The sequence below is a fragment of the Tsukamurella tyrosinosolvens genome (assembly GCF_900104775.1).
GTDB lineage: Bacteria > Actinomycetota > Actinomycetes > Mycobacteriales > Mycobacteriaceae > Tsukamurella > Tsukamurella tyrosinosolvens.
Map to the genome: position 1 here is coordinate 3,890,987 of NZ_FNSA01000003.1, position 18,156 is coordinate 3,909,142.

The window sequence follows — 18,156 nt, forward strand, 5'->3', positions numbered from 1 at the left end:
TGCGATCGCATTGTGATGTGTATCACGCTGCGCGGCGGCGTTCGCGGGATTCCGCGAGAGCGGTCAGACGAAGGCGCTCTTGCCGGTGACCTCGCGGCCCACGAGCAGTGATTGGATCTCCGCGGTGCCCTCGTAGGTGACCAGCGCCTCCATGTCGCACAGGTGCCGCATGACATGGAAGTCGAGGGTGATCCCGTTGCCGCCCAGCACATCGCGGGCCATGCGGCACACGTGCCGGGCCTTGACGCTGCAGTGGTACTTGGCGAGCGCGGCCATGGTGTCGGTGACCGCGCCCTCGTCGAGCAGGCGGCCGAGCCGGATGCAGTAGAGCTGCATCGACGTGACGTCGGCGAGCATCTCGACGAGCTTGCTCTGCACGCTCTGCGTGGCCGCGATCGGCTTGCCGAACTGGGTGCGGCGCTGCGCATAGGTCAGCGCGATCTCGTAGGCGGCCACGGCGTGCCCCGTCGACGACCAGGCGACCGCGTTGCGGGTGCCCATCAGAACCTTGGAGACGTCGGGGAAGCCGTTGCAGTTCACGAGGCGGCGGTCGTCCGGCACGCGCACGTCGTCGAGCACGATGTCGGCGTTCTGCACCATGCGCAGCGAGACCTTGCCGCCGATCTTGGTGGCACTGTATCCGGGGTCGCCCTTCTCCACGACGAAGGCCTTGACCTTGCCGTCGCCGGTGTCACGGGCGAAGACGACGATGATGTCGCACCACGTCGCGTTGCCGGGCCAGCGCTTGAGGCCGTTGAGGATCCAGTCGCTCCCGTCGCGGGTGGCCGTGGCCTCCAGCGCGACGGAGTCGGAGCCGTGGTCGGGTTCGGTGAGGGCGAAGGCGCCGATCCTGTCGAGGTTCGCCATCGCCGGCAGCCAGCGCTGGCGCTGCTCCTCGGAGCCGAGGATGTAGATCGACTGCATCGCGAGGCCGACGTGCACGCCGAGGAAGGTGGCGATGCTGCCGTCGATGCGGCCCAGCTCGTAGGAGACGAGGCCCTGCCCGACCGCGGTCATGGGCGTGATGCCGTAGCCGGTCATGGTGTCGCCGACGATCTTGAGCTCGCGCAGCTTCGGCACGATCTCGAAGGGGAACTCCCCGCGCTCCCAGTAGTCGTTCACGATCGGCAACAGCTCCTTGTCGCCGAACTTGCGAACCTTGACCAGCAGGTCCTTCTCCTCGTCGGAGAGCAGCGCCTCCATGTCCAGGTAGTCGGTGTCGCGGGAGCGGGCGATGCCCTCCGCCAGGGCCTCGGTGGTCTGGTCCGTCATCGGGCGTCCTCACTCTCAGTCGATGCGCGTGGATCAACTGTGCGCCGCGTCACTGTGCGGTCGCAATGGTTTCGCGGACAACGCCGGAGCGAGTTTCGGCTCACCGGTCACAGCGACGGGCGGCGGACCACCTGCGATCATCGCCGTGCGGCGCCGACCAGCACCCCCGGAAACGAGTGAGCCCCGATCCTCTCGGATCGGGGCTCACTGCGCTCAGGCCGCATTCTTCCGCGGCCGGCCGCGCGGGCGCTTGCGCGCAATGACGACGCCCTGCTCGAAGATCTGGCCGCCCCACACGCCCCAGGGCTCGCCGCGCTCGAGGGCGGCGGCCAGGCAGGCACGCTGGAGGGGGCAGGTCTCGCAGAGGGTCTTGGCCCGCTCGAGGTCCGACGGGGCCTCGGCGAACCACAGGTCGGGATCCCCGGCCCGGCAGGGCACGCGGCTCTCGACGCTGGTCGGTCGGGTGATACTGATGGAATCGATGGTGCGGACGACGGGTCGTTCGTCCATGATGGTCGGCACTTCTGGTCACCATTCCACCTGCGGTTCAGGTGGCCTCGGTAGCGGCGCCCGGTCAGGCGCACGGGATGTTTCTTCCGGGTGGGTGCGCGAACCGTGTGGCGGTCCTCGATCCCCGACGGGGCGGGGGTTACGAGAGACCGCGAATCCACGGGTTCCGCGCGGCGGCGGGTCCCGTGGTGAATGCGAAGAGGTGGGTCTTGAGACCTAACCTCGTTGCGAAAGACACACGGGGCGCGTGAGCGGTTCGTGATCGACGGCGTACGTCGCCTGCTCCTGGCGCAGTCGCCAGAGACGCGGCGACATGCCGGGCAGGGCGTGGGAGGCCTCGATACGAACCGCTACGGCTGCGAACACTCCACCCTCTGCTGCGGTGAACTGCTTGCTTGCGTTGATGATTGCGTTGTTCATTTCGTTTGCCTCCTTTCGCGCGCTGGTCAATCACGTTCCGGCGGCGAGGCAGTACCTCGCGCGTCATCCCGTGCGGTCGTGTTCCACAGTATGCGGACGAAACTTTTCGCACAAGTTATTTTTGACCTGCGTCTTTCCGGTTCTCCCGGATACGTGTGCGGACTATCGAAATTGGTTAGGGTAACCTTTCTTTCGAAGCTCGACCACGACGAGAGGACCCACGATGACGGACCGCCCCACGGACACCGGCGACCTGACCGAGGAGCGGGCCCGCGCGGTGCTCGCCAGTGAGGGCCACGCCACCCGCGAGATCCAGGCGCTCACCCTGACCGTGCTCGCCGTCACCGAGGCCGCCGGCCCGTTCGTCCGGATCCGGGGCGCGCTGCGCGGCACCGTCGTCCACGCGGATTGGACCCTGCCCAACCTCGCGGTGCGCCTCACCGTCCCGGCGCTCGACGGCGGCGATCCGGCGTCCCGGATCTACACCGTCCGCACCTTCGACCCGGCCACCGAGACCATCGAGCTCGACGTGCTGCGGCACGGCCACGACTCCCCCATGATGCGCTGGATCGAGGAGGTCCGTCCGGGCGACGTCGTGCCGCTCGTCGGGCCTCGGCCGCACTTCGTCCCCCACCACGAGTCCGGGCGCCCCGCGCTGCTCCTCGCCGACGACTCCGCCGTGGCCGCGCTCTACTCCATCTTCCGCCAGTGGCCCGACGGTGCCCGCGGCGTCGCGTACGTGCGCACCGCGGAGCAGGCCGTGATCGACGAGCTCGACGCGCCCGCGGACGTCGAGGTGATCCGCGTCGACGGCCCGCTGCTCGACGCGGCGCGGGAGGCCCCGTCGGGCACGACGCTGTGGGCGGCCGGCGAACGGACCGAGATGCGGGCGATCCGCGACCACTTCCGGCGCGAGCGCGGCCTGCCGCGCGGTGCGGTGCGCCCCTACGGCTACTGGCAGGCCGCGACGGATTCGACGGCGGTGGACAAGCGGCGGCTGGCGCACTTCGGCGTGCTCATGGAGCGCGGCGAGTCCTTCGCCGAGGTCGACGACCTCGACATCTGAGCCGCGGCCCGGACGCTCTGCGCGTCAGGCGTGCTCGGAGACGAGCGCGAGCACCTCGTCGCCGTACTTGTCCACCTTCGTCGAGCCGATGCCGTTGATCCGCACCAGCTGGGCGCGGGTGCGCGGCTGGTGCTCGGCGATGGCGAACAGCGTCGCGTTGGAGAAGATCGTGTACGGCGGGACCTGCTGGTCGCGGGCCTGGCCGGTCCGCCAGATCTTCAGGGCCTCGACGAGCTCGTCGTTGAGATCCGACGGGCAGTCCTCGCAGCGCGACCGGAGCTTCTCCTCACGGGTGTCGAGGATGCCGCCGCAGACGCGGCAGATGTCCGACGAGCGGCGCTTGCCCTTGCTGGGCCCGGAGTCGACGCGCGGCCTCCCGGCGTCGGCCTGGCCGGCGACGACGTCGAGGAACCGGGTGCGCTTGCGCGTCTTGCGGCCGCCCTCGTTGCGGGCGAGCGCCCACGACAGGTGCAGGTGCTCCCGGGCACGGGTGACGCCCACGTAGAGCAGGCGGCGCTCCTCCTCGATCGGCTCCGGATCGCCCTTGGCGATGGCCTGCGAGATCGGCACGGAGCCCTCGGTCAGGCCGACGAGGAAGACCGCGTCCCACTCCAGGCCCTTCGCCGCGTGCAGCGACGACAGCGTGACGCCCTGCATCGTGGGCGGATGCTTGGCCTCGGCGCGGGCTCGGAGCTCGCCGATGAGCTCGGCCAGCGTGAGCCCCGGCCGCTCCTTCGCCAGGTCAGCGGTCAGCTCGACCAGCGCGCCGAGCGCCTGCCACCGCTCGAGGGCACGGGCACCGTCGGGCGCCTCCGGGGTGAGGCCGAGCGGCTCCAGGGCACCCTTGACCAGGGACAGCAGCTCGTCGCCCGCCACGCCGCCGAACTGGCCCGCGCGCTCCATGAGCGCGCGCACGGCCTGGCCGATCTCGGGCCGCTCGAAGAAGGCGCTGCCCCCGCGCACCTGGTACGGGATGCCGGCCTCGGTGAGCGCGGCTTCGTGCACGGCCGACTGGGCGTTGATCCGGTAGAGGATGGCGATCTCGCTGGCGGGGACGCCCTTGGCAAGCAGTTCGCGGATGCGCTTGGCGACGAGCTTCGCCTCCGCCGGCTCGTCGTCGACCTCGGCGTAGATCGGCGCCGGCCCGTCGGGACGCTGTCCGATGAGCTCGAGGCGCGTGCCGGCGACGCGGCCCTGCGCAGCACCGATCACCTTGTTGGCGAGCGCCACGACCTGCGGAGTGGAGCGGTAGTCGCGCTGCAGCCGGACGATGGTGGCGTCCTCGAAGCGGCGCGTGAAGTCGAGCAGGTAGTTCGGGGTGGCGCCGGTGAACGAATAGATGGTCTGGTTCGCGTCCCCCACCACCGTGAGGTCGTCGCGGTCGCCGAGCCAGGCGTTGAGGAGCTGCTGCTGCAGGGGCGTGACGTCCTGGTACTCGTCGACGACGAAGCTGCGGTAGCGGTCGCGGAACTCCTCCGCGACCACGTGGTTGTCCTCGAGGATCGCGGCCGTGACCAGGATCAGGTCGTCGAAGTCGAGCAGGCGGTTGCCGTCCTGGTCGGTCTTGCGCCGCTCGTAGGCCGCGTAGACGTCGGCGACGGTGCCCGGTGCCATGGGGGCGGTGCGGCCCGCGTCCTCGACGGCCTTCGCGTAGGTCTCGGGCGTGACGAGCGAGGCCTTCGCCCAGTCGATCTCGCTGAGCAGGTCGCGGATGGTGTCGGTCTCGGGCCGCAGGTCGCAGTCGCGGGCGGCGCGGCCGATCACGGGGAACTTGTTGTCGAGCAGCTCCCAGCGGGTGTCTCCGATGGCGCGGGGCCAGAAGTAGCGCAGCTGCCGCATCGCGGCGGCGTGGAAGGTGACGGCCTGGACGCCCGGCTGCCCGTCGCCCCCGCCGATGCCCAGGCTGCGCAGCCGCGCCCGCATCTCCCCCGCGGCGCGCGAGGTGAACGTGACGGCGAGAACCTGACCTGCGGCGACGTGCCCCGTGGACACCTGGTGCGCGATGCGGTGCGTGATGGTGCGGGTCTTGCCCGTGCCCGCGCCCGCCAGCAGGCACACCGGTCCGCGCGGCGCGAGAACCGCCTCTTGCTGTTCCGGGTCCAGTGCTTCGATCACACCGTCGAGTATTCCAGCCGGGTCCGACAGGTCGGGGCCGGGGAAGAAGTGCGGGCGCGGCGTGGTTGAGTCAAGGCATGAGCCAGCTGACGATGTACACCACCACGTGGTGCGGTTACTGCAACCGCCTCAAGACGGGCCTCAAGGCCAACGGGATCGAGTGGACCGAGATCAACATCGAGGAGGATCCCGCGGCCGCCCAGTTCGTGGAGGGCGTCAACGGCGGCAATCAGACGGTGCCCACCGTCAAGTACGAGGACGGCTCCACCGCCACCAACCCCTCCCTCGCCGACGTGAAGCGCAAGCTGGGCGTCTGACGCCTCCGACCCGACGAATGTCCGGTCATCCGTCTCAGCGATCGTTGAGACCGATGACCGGACTTTCTCGTTTCGGCTATCACACCGCCGCGAGAAGGCCCGCCGCTCGGCATCTCCACCACACGCGTCGAGTCCGCGCCGACGCTGCCGAGATAGACGAACGCTGCCGGGGGTCGGCAGCGCCCACGACTTTCGGAAGCGCGCGACCGGCGGCGGTCACCACTCGGCGGCACCGTGAACCGGCCTCTACGCCTCCGCCCAGGCCTCGGTGATCGCGCGGGCGATGGAGATGGAGTTGGGCAGCAGCAGCGGGGCGTCGGGGGCGTCGGTGCTCCAGTCGCCCGCGGCGAGCGCGTCGCGCACCTGCGTCCGGCTGAACCAGTGCGCCTCGGCGATCTCGCCGTCACGGAAGTCCACGACCGCGTCGCGGGACGCGCGGGCGGTGAAGCCCAGCATCAGCGAGCGCGGGAAGGGCCAGGGCTGGCTGGCGACGTAGGTGATCTCGTCGACCTCGATCCCCGCCTCCTCGCGCAGCTCCCGCGCGACGCACTGCTCCAGCGATTCGCCCGGCTCGACGAACCCGGCGAACAGGGAGAAGAGCCGCTCCGGCCACTGGTGCTGGCGGCCGAGCAGGACGTGGTCGGCACCGTCGTGCACCAGGGTGATCATCGCGCCGTCGGTGCGGGGGAACTCCTCGCGGCCGTCGGCGGTGGTGCGCACCCAGCCGGCCTTCCCGGGGAGCGTCGGCGCACCGTCGACGGGCGAGAACCCGGCGGTGGCGTGCCAGTTGAGGATGCCGAGGGCCTGCGCGAGCAGCGCGGAGTCGACCGGCGAGAGCAGGTGGCCGCGCATCCGGAGGTCGGCGCCGTCGAACTTCTCGACGCGCAGCGCGAAGACGATCGCCCCGTCGACCCGGCCCAGCAGCACCGCGTCGGCCGGGCGCGACGGCGCGACCTCGTGCCCGCGGGCGAAGACGAGGTCGGTGCCGTCGAGGTCGAAGCGGCCGCGCGGGTCGAGGCGCAGCACCTTGGCGGTCGCCCAGGCCGCGTCGAGTGCGGCGTCATCGGCGCGCAGTTCGTCGGCGCGGTCGACGTGATAGCGCGAGAGGAGCGGGGGCACGGTCAGACTGAGCTTCGCCACGCTCATCATCGTAGGCTGACCGCATGATCGAACCGTTCGTGGACGCCGCGTGGGTGCGGGCCAACCCCGGCGTGATCCTCGCCGACACCCGCTGCTACCTCGACGGGCGGTCCACCCGCGAGGCTTACGACGCCGGACACCTCCCCGGCGCGGTGTACGTCGACCTCGACGGCTACCTCGCCGCCGAGCCCTCGCTCGCCGAGGGCCGGCACCCGCTGCCCACACCTGAGGCCTTCGCGGCCGGGCTCTCCGCCGCGGGCATCGGCGACGGCGCGACGGTGGTCGCCTACGACGACGCCGGCGGCGTCATGGCCGCGCGCCTGGTCTGGCTGCTGCGCGCCCTCGGCGAATCGGCCGCGCTGCTCGACGGCCCGCTCGGCCCGCTCGACGAGACCGGCACCGTCGTGCCCGCGCCCGCGACCTTCACCCCGCGTCCGTGGCCCGCGGGCCGCCTGGCGTCGATCGACGAAGCAGCGGCGGGCGCAGTCCCCGTGATCGACGCGCGCCCCGCGGAACGGTTCCGCGGCGAGAACGAGACCGTCGACCCGCGCGCGGGCCACATCCCCGGCGCGGTCAGCGTGCCGTGCCGGGAGAACGTGTCCGACGGTGCGCTGCTCCCCCGCGCGACCCTCCGAGCGCGGTTCGAGCAGGCCGGCCTGCGGCCGGGCGAGGACTTCATCGCCTACTGCGGCTCCGGCGTCACCGCCTGCCACGACCTGCTCAGCTCGGAGCACGCCGGCTTCCCCGGCGGCCGCCTCTACCCGGGTTCGTGGTCGCAGTACGCGGCCACCGACCGGCCCGCCGCGACGGGCGCCTGACCGTGCGGGCCCGACTCGCCCTGGCGACCGTCGCGGTCCTCGTCGGAGGGTGTTCGTGGCCCGGCGGCGAGCCGGTCGTCCAGCGCCACTGTCTCACCGACGACGGGCCGAAGCTGCTGTCGGAAGCGCGGGTTCCGGCCGACGCCGAGCAGATGGGGGTGCGACTCGTCCAACTGAGTTCGGATTGCGGCCTCGATATGGGCTCCCGGTTCTCCATCGAGGCCGGGCCCGCGAGCGTTGCCACCCTCGTGCAGCGTATGGGCATGGACCGCAGTCGCGAACGCGGCTCGGTCGGGTCGACGGGCTATTGGGTTCAGGACCGCGTCCAGACGCCGACCTTCGGTTCGCTGGTCCGCGACCTGAAGATCGACTCCACGACCACGGCGGGCACCGTCAACGGTGTCCTGCAGCTCTTCACCACCTGACCCGCCGCAACCGGGGACTGACGCGCGGCGGGGGACGTCGCTCGCTGGTTCAATGTCCGCATGGCCCAGGATTTCCGGTTCGGTGCGGCGCTCGGCGCCTCGACGTCCCGTGCGGCGTGGGTGGAGCGCTGTCGGCGCGCGGAGGGGCTCGGCTTCGACGTGATCGGCGTTCCCGACCACCTCGGCATGCTCGCGCCCATCCCCGCGATGATGCTCGCGGCGGAGGCCACGGAGCGGGTGCGTCTCAACACCTTCGTGCTCAACGCCCCCTTCTACAGCCCTGCGCTCCTCGCGCGCGAGGCCGCCACCGTCGACCTGCTCACCGACGGGCGGGTGGAGCTCGGGCTCGGCGCGGGCTACGCCGCCGCCGAATTCGAGCGCGCCGGCATCCCGTTCCCGTCGGCGCGCGAGCGCGTCGACCTGCTCGACGCCACGGCGGCCGCCCTGCGCGCCGCCTTCGCGGACCCGCAGCACACGCCGCGCCCGGCGCAGCCCGGCGGGCCGCCCCTGTTCATCGCCGGGTGGGGCGACCGGCTGCTGGGCGTCGCGGCGCGGCACGCCGCCATCGTCGGGCTCACCGGCGCGCGCACCGACGACGCCGGGCGCCTGCGGCTCACCACTGAGGCCGACGCCGTAGGCCGGATCGCGCACCTGAACGGCCTGCTCGGCGAGCGTGCGGGCACCGTCGAGATCAACCTGGTGATCCAGGCGCTCCTCCCGTCGGGCACGGGCCGGCCGGAGCGGCTCACCGAGCGCGTCATGTGGGACGAGGCGGCGCCCGAGGAGTACATCAGCCTGCTCGTCGGCACCCCGCGCGCCATGGCGGACCGCCTGCTCGAACTCCGGGAGCGGCACGGCATCGGCTACCTCACGGTGCTCGATCACAACCTCGAGGCGATGGCCCCGGTCATCGAGTTGCTGCGGAGCTAGCCGGACGCCTTGACGTCGGCGTTGCGGACGAACAGCAGCCGGTCGCCGGCCTCGACGACCGACACCGCGGGCGAGTCGACGCGGTACAGGTTGCCCTTGCGGACCACGCCCAGAACGATGTTCGGCAGGTGCCGCGGCGAACGGCCGACCTCGACGCGGGTCACCTCGCGCTCGGCGATGTTGAAGCCGTCGCCGGGCGAGAGCAGGTCCTCGATCATCTCCACGACCGACGGGGTGGTTGTCGCCATGCCGAGCAGGCGGCCCGCCGTCTCCGAGGAGACGACCACCGAATCGGCGCCGGACTGGCGCAGCAGGTGGGTGTTCTCGGACTCGCGGATCGAGGCGACGATCTTGGCGCGCGGCGCGAGCTCGCGGGCGGTCAGGGTGACCATCACCGCGGCGTCGTCGCGGTTGGCGCCGATGATGATCGACGCGGCGCGCGGCGCACCGGCGAGCCGGAGCACGTCGGCCTTCGTGGCGTCGCCGCGCACCGTGACGAGGCCGTCGATCTCGGCGACCTCGAGCGCGGCCTGATCGGTGTCGACGACGACGATCTTGCTCGGCTCGATGCCGTCGTTGATCATCGCGCTCACCGCGGTCCGGCCCTTCGTGCCGTAGCCCACGACGATCGTGTGGTTGTGCACCGCTGACCTCCAACGTTGGATCTTGAACGCCTGGCGGGACCGCTCCGTGAGCACCTGGAGCGTGGTTCCGACCAAGACGATGAGGAAGAGAATGCGCAGCGGGGTGATCAGCAGGACGTTGATCAGGCGCGCGGATTGGGTGACCGGGGTGATGTCGCCGTAGCCCGTGGTCGAGAGGGAGACGGTGGCGTAGTAGAGGCAGTCGAGGAAGGTCAGCGACGTCTTGCCCTCGAGCCCCGCTTCGATCGCGGAGTCCCGGTACCCGTCGCGCTCGATGTAGACGATGAACACCGCCAGGAACAGCGCGCCCAGCGCGACCAGGACCCGGGCGCCGATGGCGCGCCACGGGTTGGTGGAGTCCCCCGCGGGGATGCGGAGGACGCTGACCAGCGCGTGGTCGGGGAGATCCGTCAGTTCGGACTTGCTCCGTCTACGGAACGTGGTGCGTGCGGACATACCTACCTGGACGATTCCTCGCGAGAATTGCTGGTCGTTACCCGTCCGGTCTAGCACGTCCGGCGGAGCCGACGTGCAATCTGCCACAATCTTCAGATGGTGTCCACAAACCGGCCCGCCCGCCGTACCGACAAGCTCGCCCGCGGCATGGCCGCGTCCCTCGCCGGGATGGGTGCGCTGCACTTCGTCGCGCCGAAGCCCTTCGACGCGATCGTGCCGCCGAATCTCCCGCTGGGCCTCACGCCCCGCCGCGCGACGCAGCTGTCGGGCGTCGCGGAGCTGACCACCGCCGCACTGCTCGCCGCGCCGAAGACCCGCCGGCTCGGCGGCGTGGCCGCGGCCGCGCTGTTCGCCGCGGTGTTCCCGGCGAACGTCCACATGGCGCAGCAGTGGTCGGACAAGCCCCTGCCGCTGAAGCTGGGCGCCTACGCGCGCCTGCCGCTGCAGCTGCCGATGGTCGTCTCCGCCGTGAAGATCGCGCGCGACAAGGGCGACGCGGCCTAGCCCTCCCCCGCGCTCGTGATCAGGTCCGCCAGGCCCTGGTGCTCGAGCAGGTCCGACGGTGCCACCGTCTCCCCGGAGCGGACGTAGAAGAACGCCGCCCGCACGTCGTCGACGGGCACGTCGCGCAGGCGGGCCCACGCCAGCCGGTACGCGGCGAGCTGGACCGCGGCGGCCCGCTCGTCCGCGGGTTCGGTCGGCCGCACGCCCGTCTTCCAATCGACGACGGTGAAGCCGCCGCCCGGGTCGCGGAAGACGGCGTCCATCCGCCCGCGCACGACGGTGCCGGCGGCCGCGATCTCGAACGGCACCTCGATGTCGACGGGGGTGCGCGCCGCCCACTCGCTCTCCTCGAACCGCCGCTGCAGGAGCGCCAGGTTCTCGTCGGCGCCGGCATCCCCGTCGGCGGCACCGGGCAGTTCGTCGAGGTCCAGCAGCCGCGACGCGCCGTACCGGCGCTCGAGCCAGGCGTGGAAGGCGGTGCCGCGCCGCGCGTACGGGTTCGGCTTGAACGGCACGGGCCGGCGCAGCCGGCTCGCGAACGTGGCGGGGCTGCGGCGCAGCTCCACCAGCTGGCTCACCGAGACCTCCCGCGGCACCGCGACCTCCAGCTCCGCCTGCGCCTGCCGGGCCCGCTCGGCCAGCAGGGCCGTGACCTCCGCGGCCCAGCCGTACGGGTCGGGCTCCTCGGGATCGGGTTCCGCGGCACCGCGGTCGAGCTCGGCGAGCACCAGCTCGGCGCCCGCGTCCACCTCCGCGCGGTGGGCGCCGAGGAAGTCGCGCGGCCAGGGCAGACGGATCGGCTCGGTCTCCAGCGGGTTCGGCGCGTCCTCGAGGAGCTCCCCGGCCCACTCCACCACCGCGTCCGGGGCGTGATCGCGCGCCGCGACGAGGAAGCGCGACGGCGCCTTCGGCGTCTTCACATCCTCGCTCCAATAGTGCCCGGACAGCAGGAGCACCGACTGCGTGCGGGTGACGGCGACGTAGAACAGGCGCTCGTCCTCGTGCATGTTCATGCCCTTGAGCGCCGTGCGGTGGGCGTCCAAGGCGTCTTCAAGATCCTTGCGATTGTTGCAACCATCGAGGTCGAGGCGGGGCACGCCGTCACCGGCGCCGGGAGCGGAGCGAGCGGGCCCATCGTCAACGGAGCCGCCGGGCTCTGCCAGGTCGCCACGCAGGTTCGGCTGCAGCTCGGCGGGCGTCGAGAGCCAGGTGGGCAGCGCCCGGTTCGACGGGAAGATGCCCTCGGACAGGTGCGGCACTGCCACCACGTCCCATTCGAGGCCCTTCGCGGAGTGCACCGTGAGCACCTGCACCCGGTCGGTGGCGACCTCCACGTCGCCCGGGGTGAGGCCGCCCTCCACCTTCTCCGCGGCGGCGAGGAAGGCGAGCAGGCCGGGCAGGGTGGCGGTGGGCCGCTCGGCGTACGAGACGACCACGTCGGCGAAGGCGTCGAGGTGCTCGCGGCCGGTGGCGCGGCCGCCGAGCTGCCGGGACGCGCGGATGCGGGTCTCGATGCTCACGCCCAGCACGCGCTCGGCCTCGGCCACGACCTCGGGCAGCGGATGCCCGAGGCGTTCGCGGACGTGCCGCACCTCGCGGTCGAGGGACCGGATCTTCCCCAGGCCCGCGGCGGAGTAGTCGGAGTCCGGCCCGGGGTCGGCGATCGCGTCGCCGAGCCCGGCGGCGTCGAGGCTCTCGGAGGGCAGCGTCGCGTCGAGGGCGGCGTCGAGCTGCTCCGGCGTGGCGACGGCGCCCGCGGCCGCGCGGCCCGTCGTGTGCGCGATCCGGCGCGCGCGGTTCCACAGGGCCCGCAGGTCGGCGGCGCCGAGCTGCCAGCGCGGCCCGGTGAGCAGCCGCATCGCGGCGGTCCCCGCGAGCGGCTCGACGGCCAGCCGCAGCAGCGCCACGACGTCCTGCACCTCGGGGGTGCTCAGCAGTCCGCCCAGGCCCACCACCTCCACGGGCACGCCGCGCTCGCCGAGGGCGGTGGCGATGCCGGCCGAGTCGGCGTTGCGGCGCACGAGCACCGCGACCGTCGGCGGCTCCTCCCCCGCCTCGATCCGGCCGCGCCACTGCTCCGCGATCGCGTCGGCGACCCAGTCCCGCTCGTCGATCACCGTGGAGTGCAGGGCGATCCGCAGGTCGCCCTCCGGCGCGTCGGGCCGCGCCTTGAGCTCGGAGACGGGGACGCCGCGGCTGCGCAGGTCCTCGGAGACGGCGTTGGCGAGGCTGAGCGCGCTCGTCGGATTGCGCCAGCTGGTCAGCAGTTCGCGGCGCGGTGCGGGCGCCCCGTCCGCCTGCGGGAAGTCCGTGGCGAACCGGGGCAGGTTCGCCGCCGACGCCCCGCGCCAGCCGTAGATCGACTGGATCGGGTCGCCCACCGCGGTCACGGCGGCGGCGCCCGCCGGGCCGCCGAACAGCGACGCCAGCAGCATCCGCTGCGCGTGCCCGGTGTCCTGGTACTCGTCGAGCAGGACCGCCCCGAACCGGGCGCGCTCGAGACCCGCGACATCGGGATTGGCGAGCGCCAGCTGCGCGGCCAGCCCCATCTGGCTGCCGAAGTCGAGGACCTCGCGGGCCCGCATCTCCGCGGCCACGGCCCGCACCAGCGGGATCAGCCGGCGCCGCTGCTCCTGCACCTCGGCGGCCTTGAGCAGCGCCGCGTTGGGGGCCGCCCGCTGCCGCGGCCCCGGCGGGAGCAGGCCGATGAGCCGCTCCAGCTCGTCGTCGTCGGCCTCCAGCTGATCGGGCGTGACGAGGTGGTCGGCGAGCGCCCCCGACAGCCCGAGCACCCACTCCGTGAGGTTCGCCGGGTTCCGGTCCAGCTCCAGCGCCTCGTCCCACCCGGTGACCACGTCGTACGCGATCTGCCACCGCTCCGTCTCCGAGACCAGCCGCACCGACGGCTCGACGGGCAGCAGCATGCCGTAGTCGCCGAGCAACCGACCCGCGTAGGCGTGGTACGTGCTGATCTCGGGTTCGACGGTGCGCAGCGACGACCGCAGCTCGCCCGACGGGTCGATCCGGTCCACGACGGGCGCCCCGGCCAGCCGGGCGAGCCGCTTGCGCACGCGGATCATCAACTGCTGCGCGGCCTTCCGGGTGAAGGTGAGGCCGAGCACCTGGTCGGGCGTGACGTAACGGTTCGCGATGAGCCACACGACGCGACCGGCCATCGTCTCCGTCTTGCCCGCGCCCGCGCCGGCGACGACGAGGCACGGGCCGAGCGGTGCCTCGATGACGGCACGCTGCTCGTCCGTCGGCGCGAAGGCCTGCCCCAGCTCGTGGGCCAGGTCCACCGCCGAGATCAGCGGCGCGTGCGGGAATCCCTCAGTCATCGACGACGCTCCGCTCCCCGCGGCCCGCCATCCCGGTCGCCCTCCGCACCGCGTCAATCATCGGTCACTGCCCTCCCCTTGTCCACGACCGGGCAGCACGACGCCACCGCGCAGTACTGGCACGAGGCGTTCAGCGTCGCGGGGAATTCCGGCCCCCGGGTGCGGCGCGCGGCCTCGCGGATCACGCCGAGCCATTCGTCCACGTCGGTCGGGGTGAGCGCGTCCTGCTCGCGGACGGTGGCGCCGGTCTTGTTGTGCGCCTTCGCGACGTACACCAGTTTGCCGCCGCCGGGCGTCTCCGGGACGCCGCCGATCCCGCCGTGCGCGAGCGCCACCTGGTAGGTGCGCAGCTGCGCCTGCGCCTGCCCCTCGGCCTGCGTGGGCAGGGTGCGCCCCGTCTTCACGTCCACCACGACGGCACGCCCGAGCGGGTCGCGTTCGAGCCGGTCGATCCGGCCACGGATCCGCACGTCCGGCTCCTCGCCGCCGCCCTCGATCACCGCGTCGACGCCGATCTCCACACCAGCCTCGGTGAGCTCGCCGCGGCTGCCGGCCAGCCACGACCGGAAGGACTCCAGCATCTCCTCGGTACGCGCCAGCTCCCGCTGAGCGAACCAGTCCGCCTCGAGATCCACGCGGTCCCAGACCTTCTCCAGCGAGCGGGTCACCTCGTCCTTCGGGATCCGGCCCGCGACGGCCTGCACCAGGGTGTGCACGAGGTTGCCCGTGGCCTGCTTGGCGGAGTCGCCGTCGCTACCGCCGAACCGCTCCAGCATCCAGCGCAGCGCGCACGCGGAGAGCGACTCGACGTTCGACGGGGACAGCGCCACCGGCCCGTCCTCCGGCGACCACAGCGGGTCGTCGGTGCTCGCCCCGGCCACGCCGTACCAGCTGTCGGGGTGCGCCCCCGGGACGCGATCGGCGGCGAGGCGGGCGAGCTGGCGCGCCGCGTGGGCGCGTTCCTCCGGCTCGCGCTCGGGATCGCAGGCGGCGGTGCGGAGGACGGCGACGAGGGTCCGCAGGTCCAGCGAGGCCGACGGTGCGCTCTCGACCGCGGGCGTGTAGGTCTCCGGGTCCTCGTCTCCCGAGGGCGCGATGCCCTGCAGGAACCGGGAGGGCACGAGGTCGCCGTCGCCGTCCGCGGTGTCGACCGCCGTGATGAGCAGTGTGCGCCGGGCCCGCGAGCAGGCGACGAGCAGGAGCCGCCGCTCCTCCGCGAGCAGCGGCAGCGACCGCGAGACCGTGGGGAGCGCCGCAGGATCCATCCCGTCGAGCGCGTCCAGCAGTTCGTCGGTGCCGAGCAGGCCGCCGCGGCGCCGCAGGTTCGGCCAGCGCCCCTCCTGCACGCCGGCGACGGCGACGACGTCCCACTCCCGCCCGACGGTGCTGTGCGCCGACAGCAGCGTCACGCCCGGGACGGTGGCCTGCCCGCTGCGGCCGCGCGCGCGGTCGGACCGCGGGATCTGCAGCTGCTCCAGGTATTCGACGAAGGCGCTCACGGAGGCAGTGGGCAGGGTGTCGGTGAAGTCGGCGGCGGAATCGAACAGGCCCATCACCGCGTCGAGGTCGCGGTCCGCCTGATCGCCGAGGGTGCCGCCGCGGAGCGCGAGTGCGCCCCAGCGGGCCGCCAGGCCGGTGGCCGCCCACGCGGCCCACAGCACCTCCTCGACGGTGCCGTGCTCGGCTGCGGCGCCGGCGGCGCGCACGGCGGCGAGCACCCGCTCCACAGGCTCGGCTTCGAGTTCGGTGAGTACCGCCTTGTAGGGCGCGAACTCGGCGGCGCCGGTGAGCACCGCGGTGAGGATCTCGGCGGAGCCGCGGTCCTCCGCGGGATCGGCGCGACGCACCGCCCGCCGCACCCGGCGCAGCGTCAGCGGGTCACCGCCGCCGACGGGGCCGGACAGCAGCGTGACGGCCTCCGCCGGGTCGAGGCCCTCCGGGGCGACGGCGGCGCGCAGCACGAGGAGCAGGGCGTGCACGGCGCGCTGCCGCGCGAGCGGGACGTCGTCCGCGGGGACGGTGACCGGCACGCCCGCGTAGGCCAGCGCGCGGCGCAGCGGCGCGATCGACGCGGAGACCGATCGCACGACGACGGCCATGTCCTCCCACGGGACGCCGCCGAGGACGTGTTCGCGCCGCAGCATCGCCGCGATCGCGTCGGCCTCCTTCGCGGGTGTCGAGAACAGCCGGACGGACGCGGTGCCGGGCCGCGGCCGCTCGGGCGCGACCGCCCCGAACCTATGGGGCAGGCGCGCGGAGATGCGGTTCACGGAGCCCGCCACCTCCTCCCCGAAGCGGAAGCTGCGCTCGAGCAGCACGTCCCGTTCCGGCGTGACGTCGAGGTTCTGCAGGAACCTGGTGCTCGCGCCGCGGAAGGAGTTGACCGCCTGATCCGGGTCGCCCGCGATCACGGTGAGCTCCGTGCCCGTGCCGAGCAGCCGGATCAGCGCCGAGGCCAGCGGATCGAGGTTCTGCGCATCGTCGACCAGCAGGAACCGGATCCGCTCGCGCTGCTGGGCGAGCAGCGCGTCGTCGGACGCCAGGGCCGTGACGGCGGCGTCGATGAGCTCCGCGGCGTCCACCGCCGGGGCGACGGCCCGCTCCCCGGCGAGACCGACGGAGCCGCGCAGCAGCGTGGTCTCCTGGTACTCGCGCAGCGCGGTCGCCGCGGCGAGCCACTCCCCGCGGTTGTACCGGCGGGCGAGGTCCTCGATCTCGTCCGGGCCCGCGCCCCGCTGCGCGGCCTGCGCGAAAAGGTCGCGCAGCGCCCCCGCGAAGCCGTGCGTGACCAGCGCGGGCCGCAGCCGCTCCGGCCAGTGGGCGCCGCCGTCCTCGAGGTTGCCGCGCAGCAGCTCCCGCACCACCGCGTCCTGCTCCGAGCCGGTGATGAGCCGCGGCGGCGGGCTGCCCGTGCCGGCGGCCTGCAGCCGCAGGACCGCGAACGCCAGCGAGTGCACGGTGCGCACCAGCGGCTCCCCCGAGGCGTGCACCCCCTCGCTCCCCGCCAGGACCCGCGCGGACAGCTCGCGGCGCAGCGCGGCCGCGGCCCGCTTGTTGCCGGTGAGGAGCAGCACGGACTCGGGCTCGACGAACGGATCGGTCAGCTTCGCCACCGCGATGTCGACGAGGGCCGAGGTCTTGCCGGTGCCCGGCCCGCCGCGGATCCGGTACGGCGCCCAGCCGCCCACGTCGAGCGGCAGTTCCCCGGTCGCGGGCGCCGCCAACGCCGCGATCGGGCCGACCCATTCGCGCACGGGGGGCGGCTCCGGGGGCGTGTACTGCAGGCGCAGGCGGGGACGACGGTGCTTCCCCGCACCGTCGGACCCTCGATTCCCGGTTCCGGCGTTCACGCGCACCCCCTCTCCGACCGCGTCCGTCGATCACATCACAGGCCACTGACAGCCTCGCGGCGGCACCGCACAGGGCATGATCGGGGACATGCTCAACACCCACGTCTACGGCCCGGACGCACCCGGGGCGCCCACCGTGCTCGCGATCCACGGCGTCACCGGCCACGGCGCCCGCTGGCGCCGGTTCGCGGACGACGAGCTGCCGGGCGTCCGCGTGCTGGCCCCGGACCTGCGCGGCCACGCCCGCTCCACGTGGGCACCGCCCTGGCACCTGGAGCAGCACGTGGCCGACCTCGTCGAGGTGATCGAGCGGCACGGCGGCGGCCCGGTCACAGTGATCGGCCACTCGCTCGGCGGCGCACTGGCGTGCCGCCTGGCCGCGACCCGCCCCGACCTGGTGCGCGCGCTCCTCCTGATCGACCCGGCACAGGAGCTGGACCCCGAGATGTGCGGGACGATCGCCGACCAGACCATCGAGTTCTTCGACTTCGCTTCGCCCGAGGAGGCGAAGCAGGAGAAGCGCTCCGGGGCGTGGGCGCAGGTCCCCGAGGCCGTGATCGACGACGAGATCGCCGAGCACCTGGTGCGCCGCGACTCCGGCCGGTGGGAGTGGGACATCAGCTGCGCCGCCGTCGCGGCCCTGTGGGGCGAGCTGGCCCGCCCGGCGGTCGGCGCACCGTCGTCCCTGCCGACGGTGCTGTTGCGCGCGGACCGCGCCCACTTCGTCACCGACGCGCAACTGGCGGCGATGCCCGGCGGCGTCGAGGTGGTCGCGGTACCGGCGGATCACATGGTGGCGCAGGAGATCCCGGCGACCGTCGGCGAGTACGCGCGCCGCCTGATCGGATAAC

The 18,156-nt window shown here is 73.0% G+C and carries 15 protein-coding genes; 7 read left to right on the top strand and 8 right to left on the bottom strand.

The window, feature by feature from the left end; all coding sequences use genetic code 11:
• Positions 1 to 63: 63 nt before the first annotated feature.
• The 3 genes from BLW32_RS21245 to BLW32_RS27230 all read right to left on the bottom strand — a co-directional run bounded on the left by BLW32_RS21245 (position 64) and on the right by BLW32_RS27230 (position 2,202).
• Positions 64 to 1,272: an acyl-CoA dehydrogenase family protein gene (locus tag BLW32_RS21245; protein ID WP_068742922.1), complete on the bottom strand. Its 1,209-nt coding sequence runs from the start codon at positions 1,270 to 1,272 to the stop codon at positions 64 to 66.
• 213 nt (positions 1,273 to 1,485) lie between these two features.
• Positions 1,486 to 1,782 (bottom strand): WhiB family transcriptional regulator, encoded by a 297-nt coding sequence (locus BLW32_RS21250; protein ID WP_082791557.1) that lies wholly within the window; start codon positions 1,780 to 1,782, stop codon positions 1,486 to 1,488.
• A gap of 216 nt (positions 1,783 to 1,998) precedes the next feature.
• Positions 1,999 to 2,202 carry a hypothetical protein gene (locus BLW32_RS27230; protein ID WP_139286280.1) on the bottom strand — a complete coding sequence of 68 codons (204 nt, stop codon included), beginning with the start codon at positions 2,200 to 2,202 and terminating at the stop codon, positions 1,999 to 2,001.
• Positions 2,203 to 2,425: 223 nt separating this feature from the next.
• Between BLW32_RS27230 and BLW32_RS21255 the strand changes: the two genes are divergently transcribed.
• Entirely contained in the window at positions 2,426 to 3,268 is an 843-nt protein-coding gene (locus BLW32_RS21255) for a siderophore-interacting protein (protein WP_068742923.1), read from the top strand.
• Between the two features lie 24 nt (positions 3,269 to 3,292).
• Here BLW32_RS21255 and BLW32_RS21260 read toward each other — a convergent pair whose 3' ends face one another.
• Positions 3,293 to 5,383 (bottom strand): ATP-dependent DNA helicase UvrD2, encoded by a 2,091-nt coding sequence (locus tag BLW32_RS21260; protein WP_068742924.1) that lies wholly within the window; start codon positions 5,381 to 5,383, stop codon positions 3,293 to 3,295.
• Between the two features lie 77 nt (positions 5,384 to 5,460).
• Here BLW32_RS21260 and BLW32_RS21265 point away from each other — a divergent pair, with 77 nt between their 5' ends.
• Positions 5,461 to 5,700 carry a mycoredoxin gene (locus BLW32_RS21265; RefSeq protein WP_068522052.1) on the top strand — a complete coding sequence of 80 codons (240 nt, stop codon included), beginning with the start codon at positions 5,461 to 5,463 and terminating at the stop codon, positions 5,698 to 5,700.
• A 246-nt stretch (positions 5,701 to 5,946) separates the two neighbouring features.
• Here the strand turns inward: BLW32_RS21265 and nudC are convergent, their stop codons facing one another.
• The gene (gene nudC, locus BLW32_RS21270) at positions 5,947 to 6,849 is read right to left on the bottom strand and encodes an NAD(+) diphosphatase (RefSeq protein WP_068742925.1); all 903 of its coding nucleotides are present in this window, start codon (positions 6,847 to 6,849) and stop codon (positions 5,947 to 5,949) included.
• Between the two features lie 14 nt (positions 6,850 to 6,863).
• Between nudC and BLW32_RS21275 the strand changes: the two genes are divergently transcribed.
• From BLW32_RS21275 to BLW32_RS21285, 3 genes are read left to right on the top strand one after another with little or no spacing between them, the layout of a single operon-like run.
• A complete protein-coding gene (locus tag BLW32_RS21275; RefSeq protein WP_068742926.1) occupies positions 6,864 to 7,658 on the top strand; it encodes a sulfurtransferase in 795 nt (264 codons plus the stop codon).
• Between the two features lie 2 nt (positions 7,659 to 7,660).
• Positions 7,661 to 8,083 carry a hypothetical protein gene (locus BLW32_RS21280; RefSeq protein WP_068742927.1) on the top strand — a complete coding sequence of 141 codons (423 nt, stop codon included), beginning with the start codon at positions 7,661 to 7,663 and terminating at the stop codon, positions 8,081 to 8,083.
• Between the two features lie 60 nt (positions 8,084 to 8,143).
• Complete coding sequence (locus tag BLW32_RS21285; protein WP_068742928.1) at positions 8,144 to 9,013, top strand: TIGR03621 family F420-dependent LLM class oxidoreductase; 870 nt, start codon at positions 8,144 to 8,146, stop codon at positions 9,011 to 9,013.
• On the opposite strand, the gene BLW32_RS21290 is transcribed toward BLW32_RS21285, so the two are convergent.
• Positions 9,010 to 10,113, bottom strand: a complete 1,104-nt coding sequence (locus BLW32_RS21290) for a potassium channel family protein (protein ID WP_068522071.1) — start codon at positions 10,111 to 10,113, stop codon at positions 9,010 to 9,012. The two genes, BLW32_RS21285 and BLW32_RS21290, sit on opposite strands and share 4 nt — an antisense overlap.
• 96 nt (positions 10,114 to 10,209) lie before the next feature.
• Between BLW32_RS21290 and BLW32_RS21295 the strand changes: the two genes are divergently transcribed.
• On the top strand, positions 10,210 to 10,617 hold the full coding sequence (locus BLW32_RS21295) for a DoxX family protein (RefSeq protein WP_068522074.1): 408 nt from the start codon (positions 10,210 to 10,212) through the stop codon (positions 10,615 to 10,617).
• Here BLW32_RS21295 and BLW32_RS21300 read toward each other — a convergent pair.
• Both BLW32_RS21300 and BLW32_RS21305 read right to left on the bottom strand, forming a co-directional pair.
• Positions 10,614 to 13,955 (bottom strand): ATP-dependent DNA helicase, encoded by a 3,342-nt coding sequence (locus BLW32_RS21300; RefSeq protein ID WP_068742929.1) that lies wholly within the window; start codon positions 13,953 to 13,955, stop codon positions 10,614 to 10,616. The two genes, BLW32_RS21295 and BLW32_RS21300, sit on opposite strands and share 4 nt — an antisense overlap.
• A 53-nt stretch (positions 13,956 to 14,008) precedes the next feature.
• Entirely contained in the window at positions 14,009 to 17,305 is a 3,297-nt protein-coding gene (locus BLW32_RS21305) for an ATP-dependent helicase (RefSeq protein ID WP_068742984.1), read from the bottom strand.
• Positions 17,306 to 17,393: 88 nt separating this feature from the next.
• On the opposite strand from BLW32_RS21305, the gene BLW32_RS21310 reads away from it, so the two are divergent.
• Positions 17,394 to 18,155 carry an alpha/beta hydrolase gene (locus BLW32_RS21310; protein WP_068523239.1) on the top strand — a complete coding sequence of 254 codons (762 nt, stop codon included), beginning with the start codon at positions 17,394 to 17,396 and terminating at the stop codon, positions 18,153 to 18,155.
• Position 18,156 lies beyond the last annotated feature (1 nt).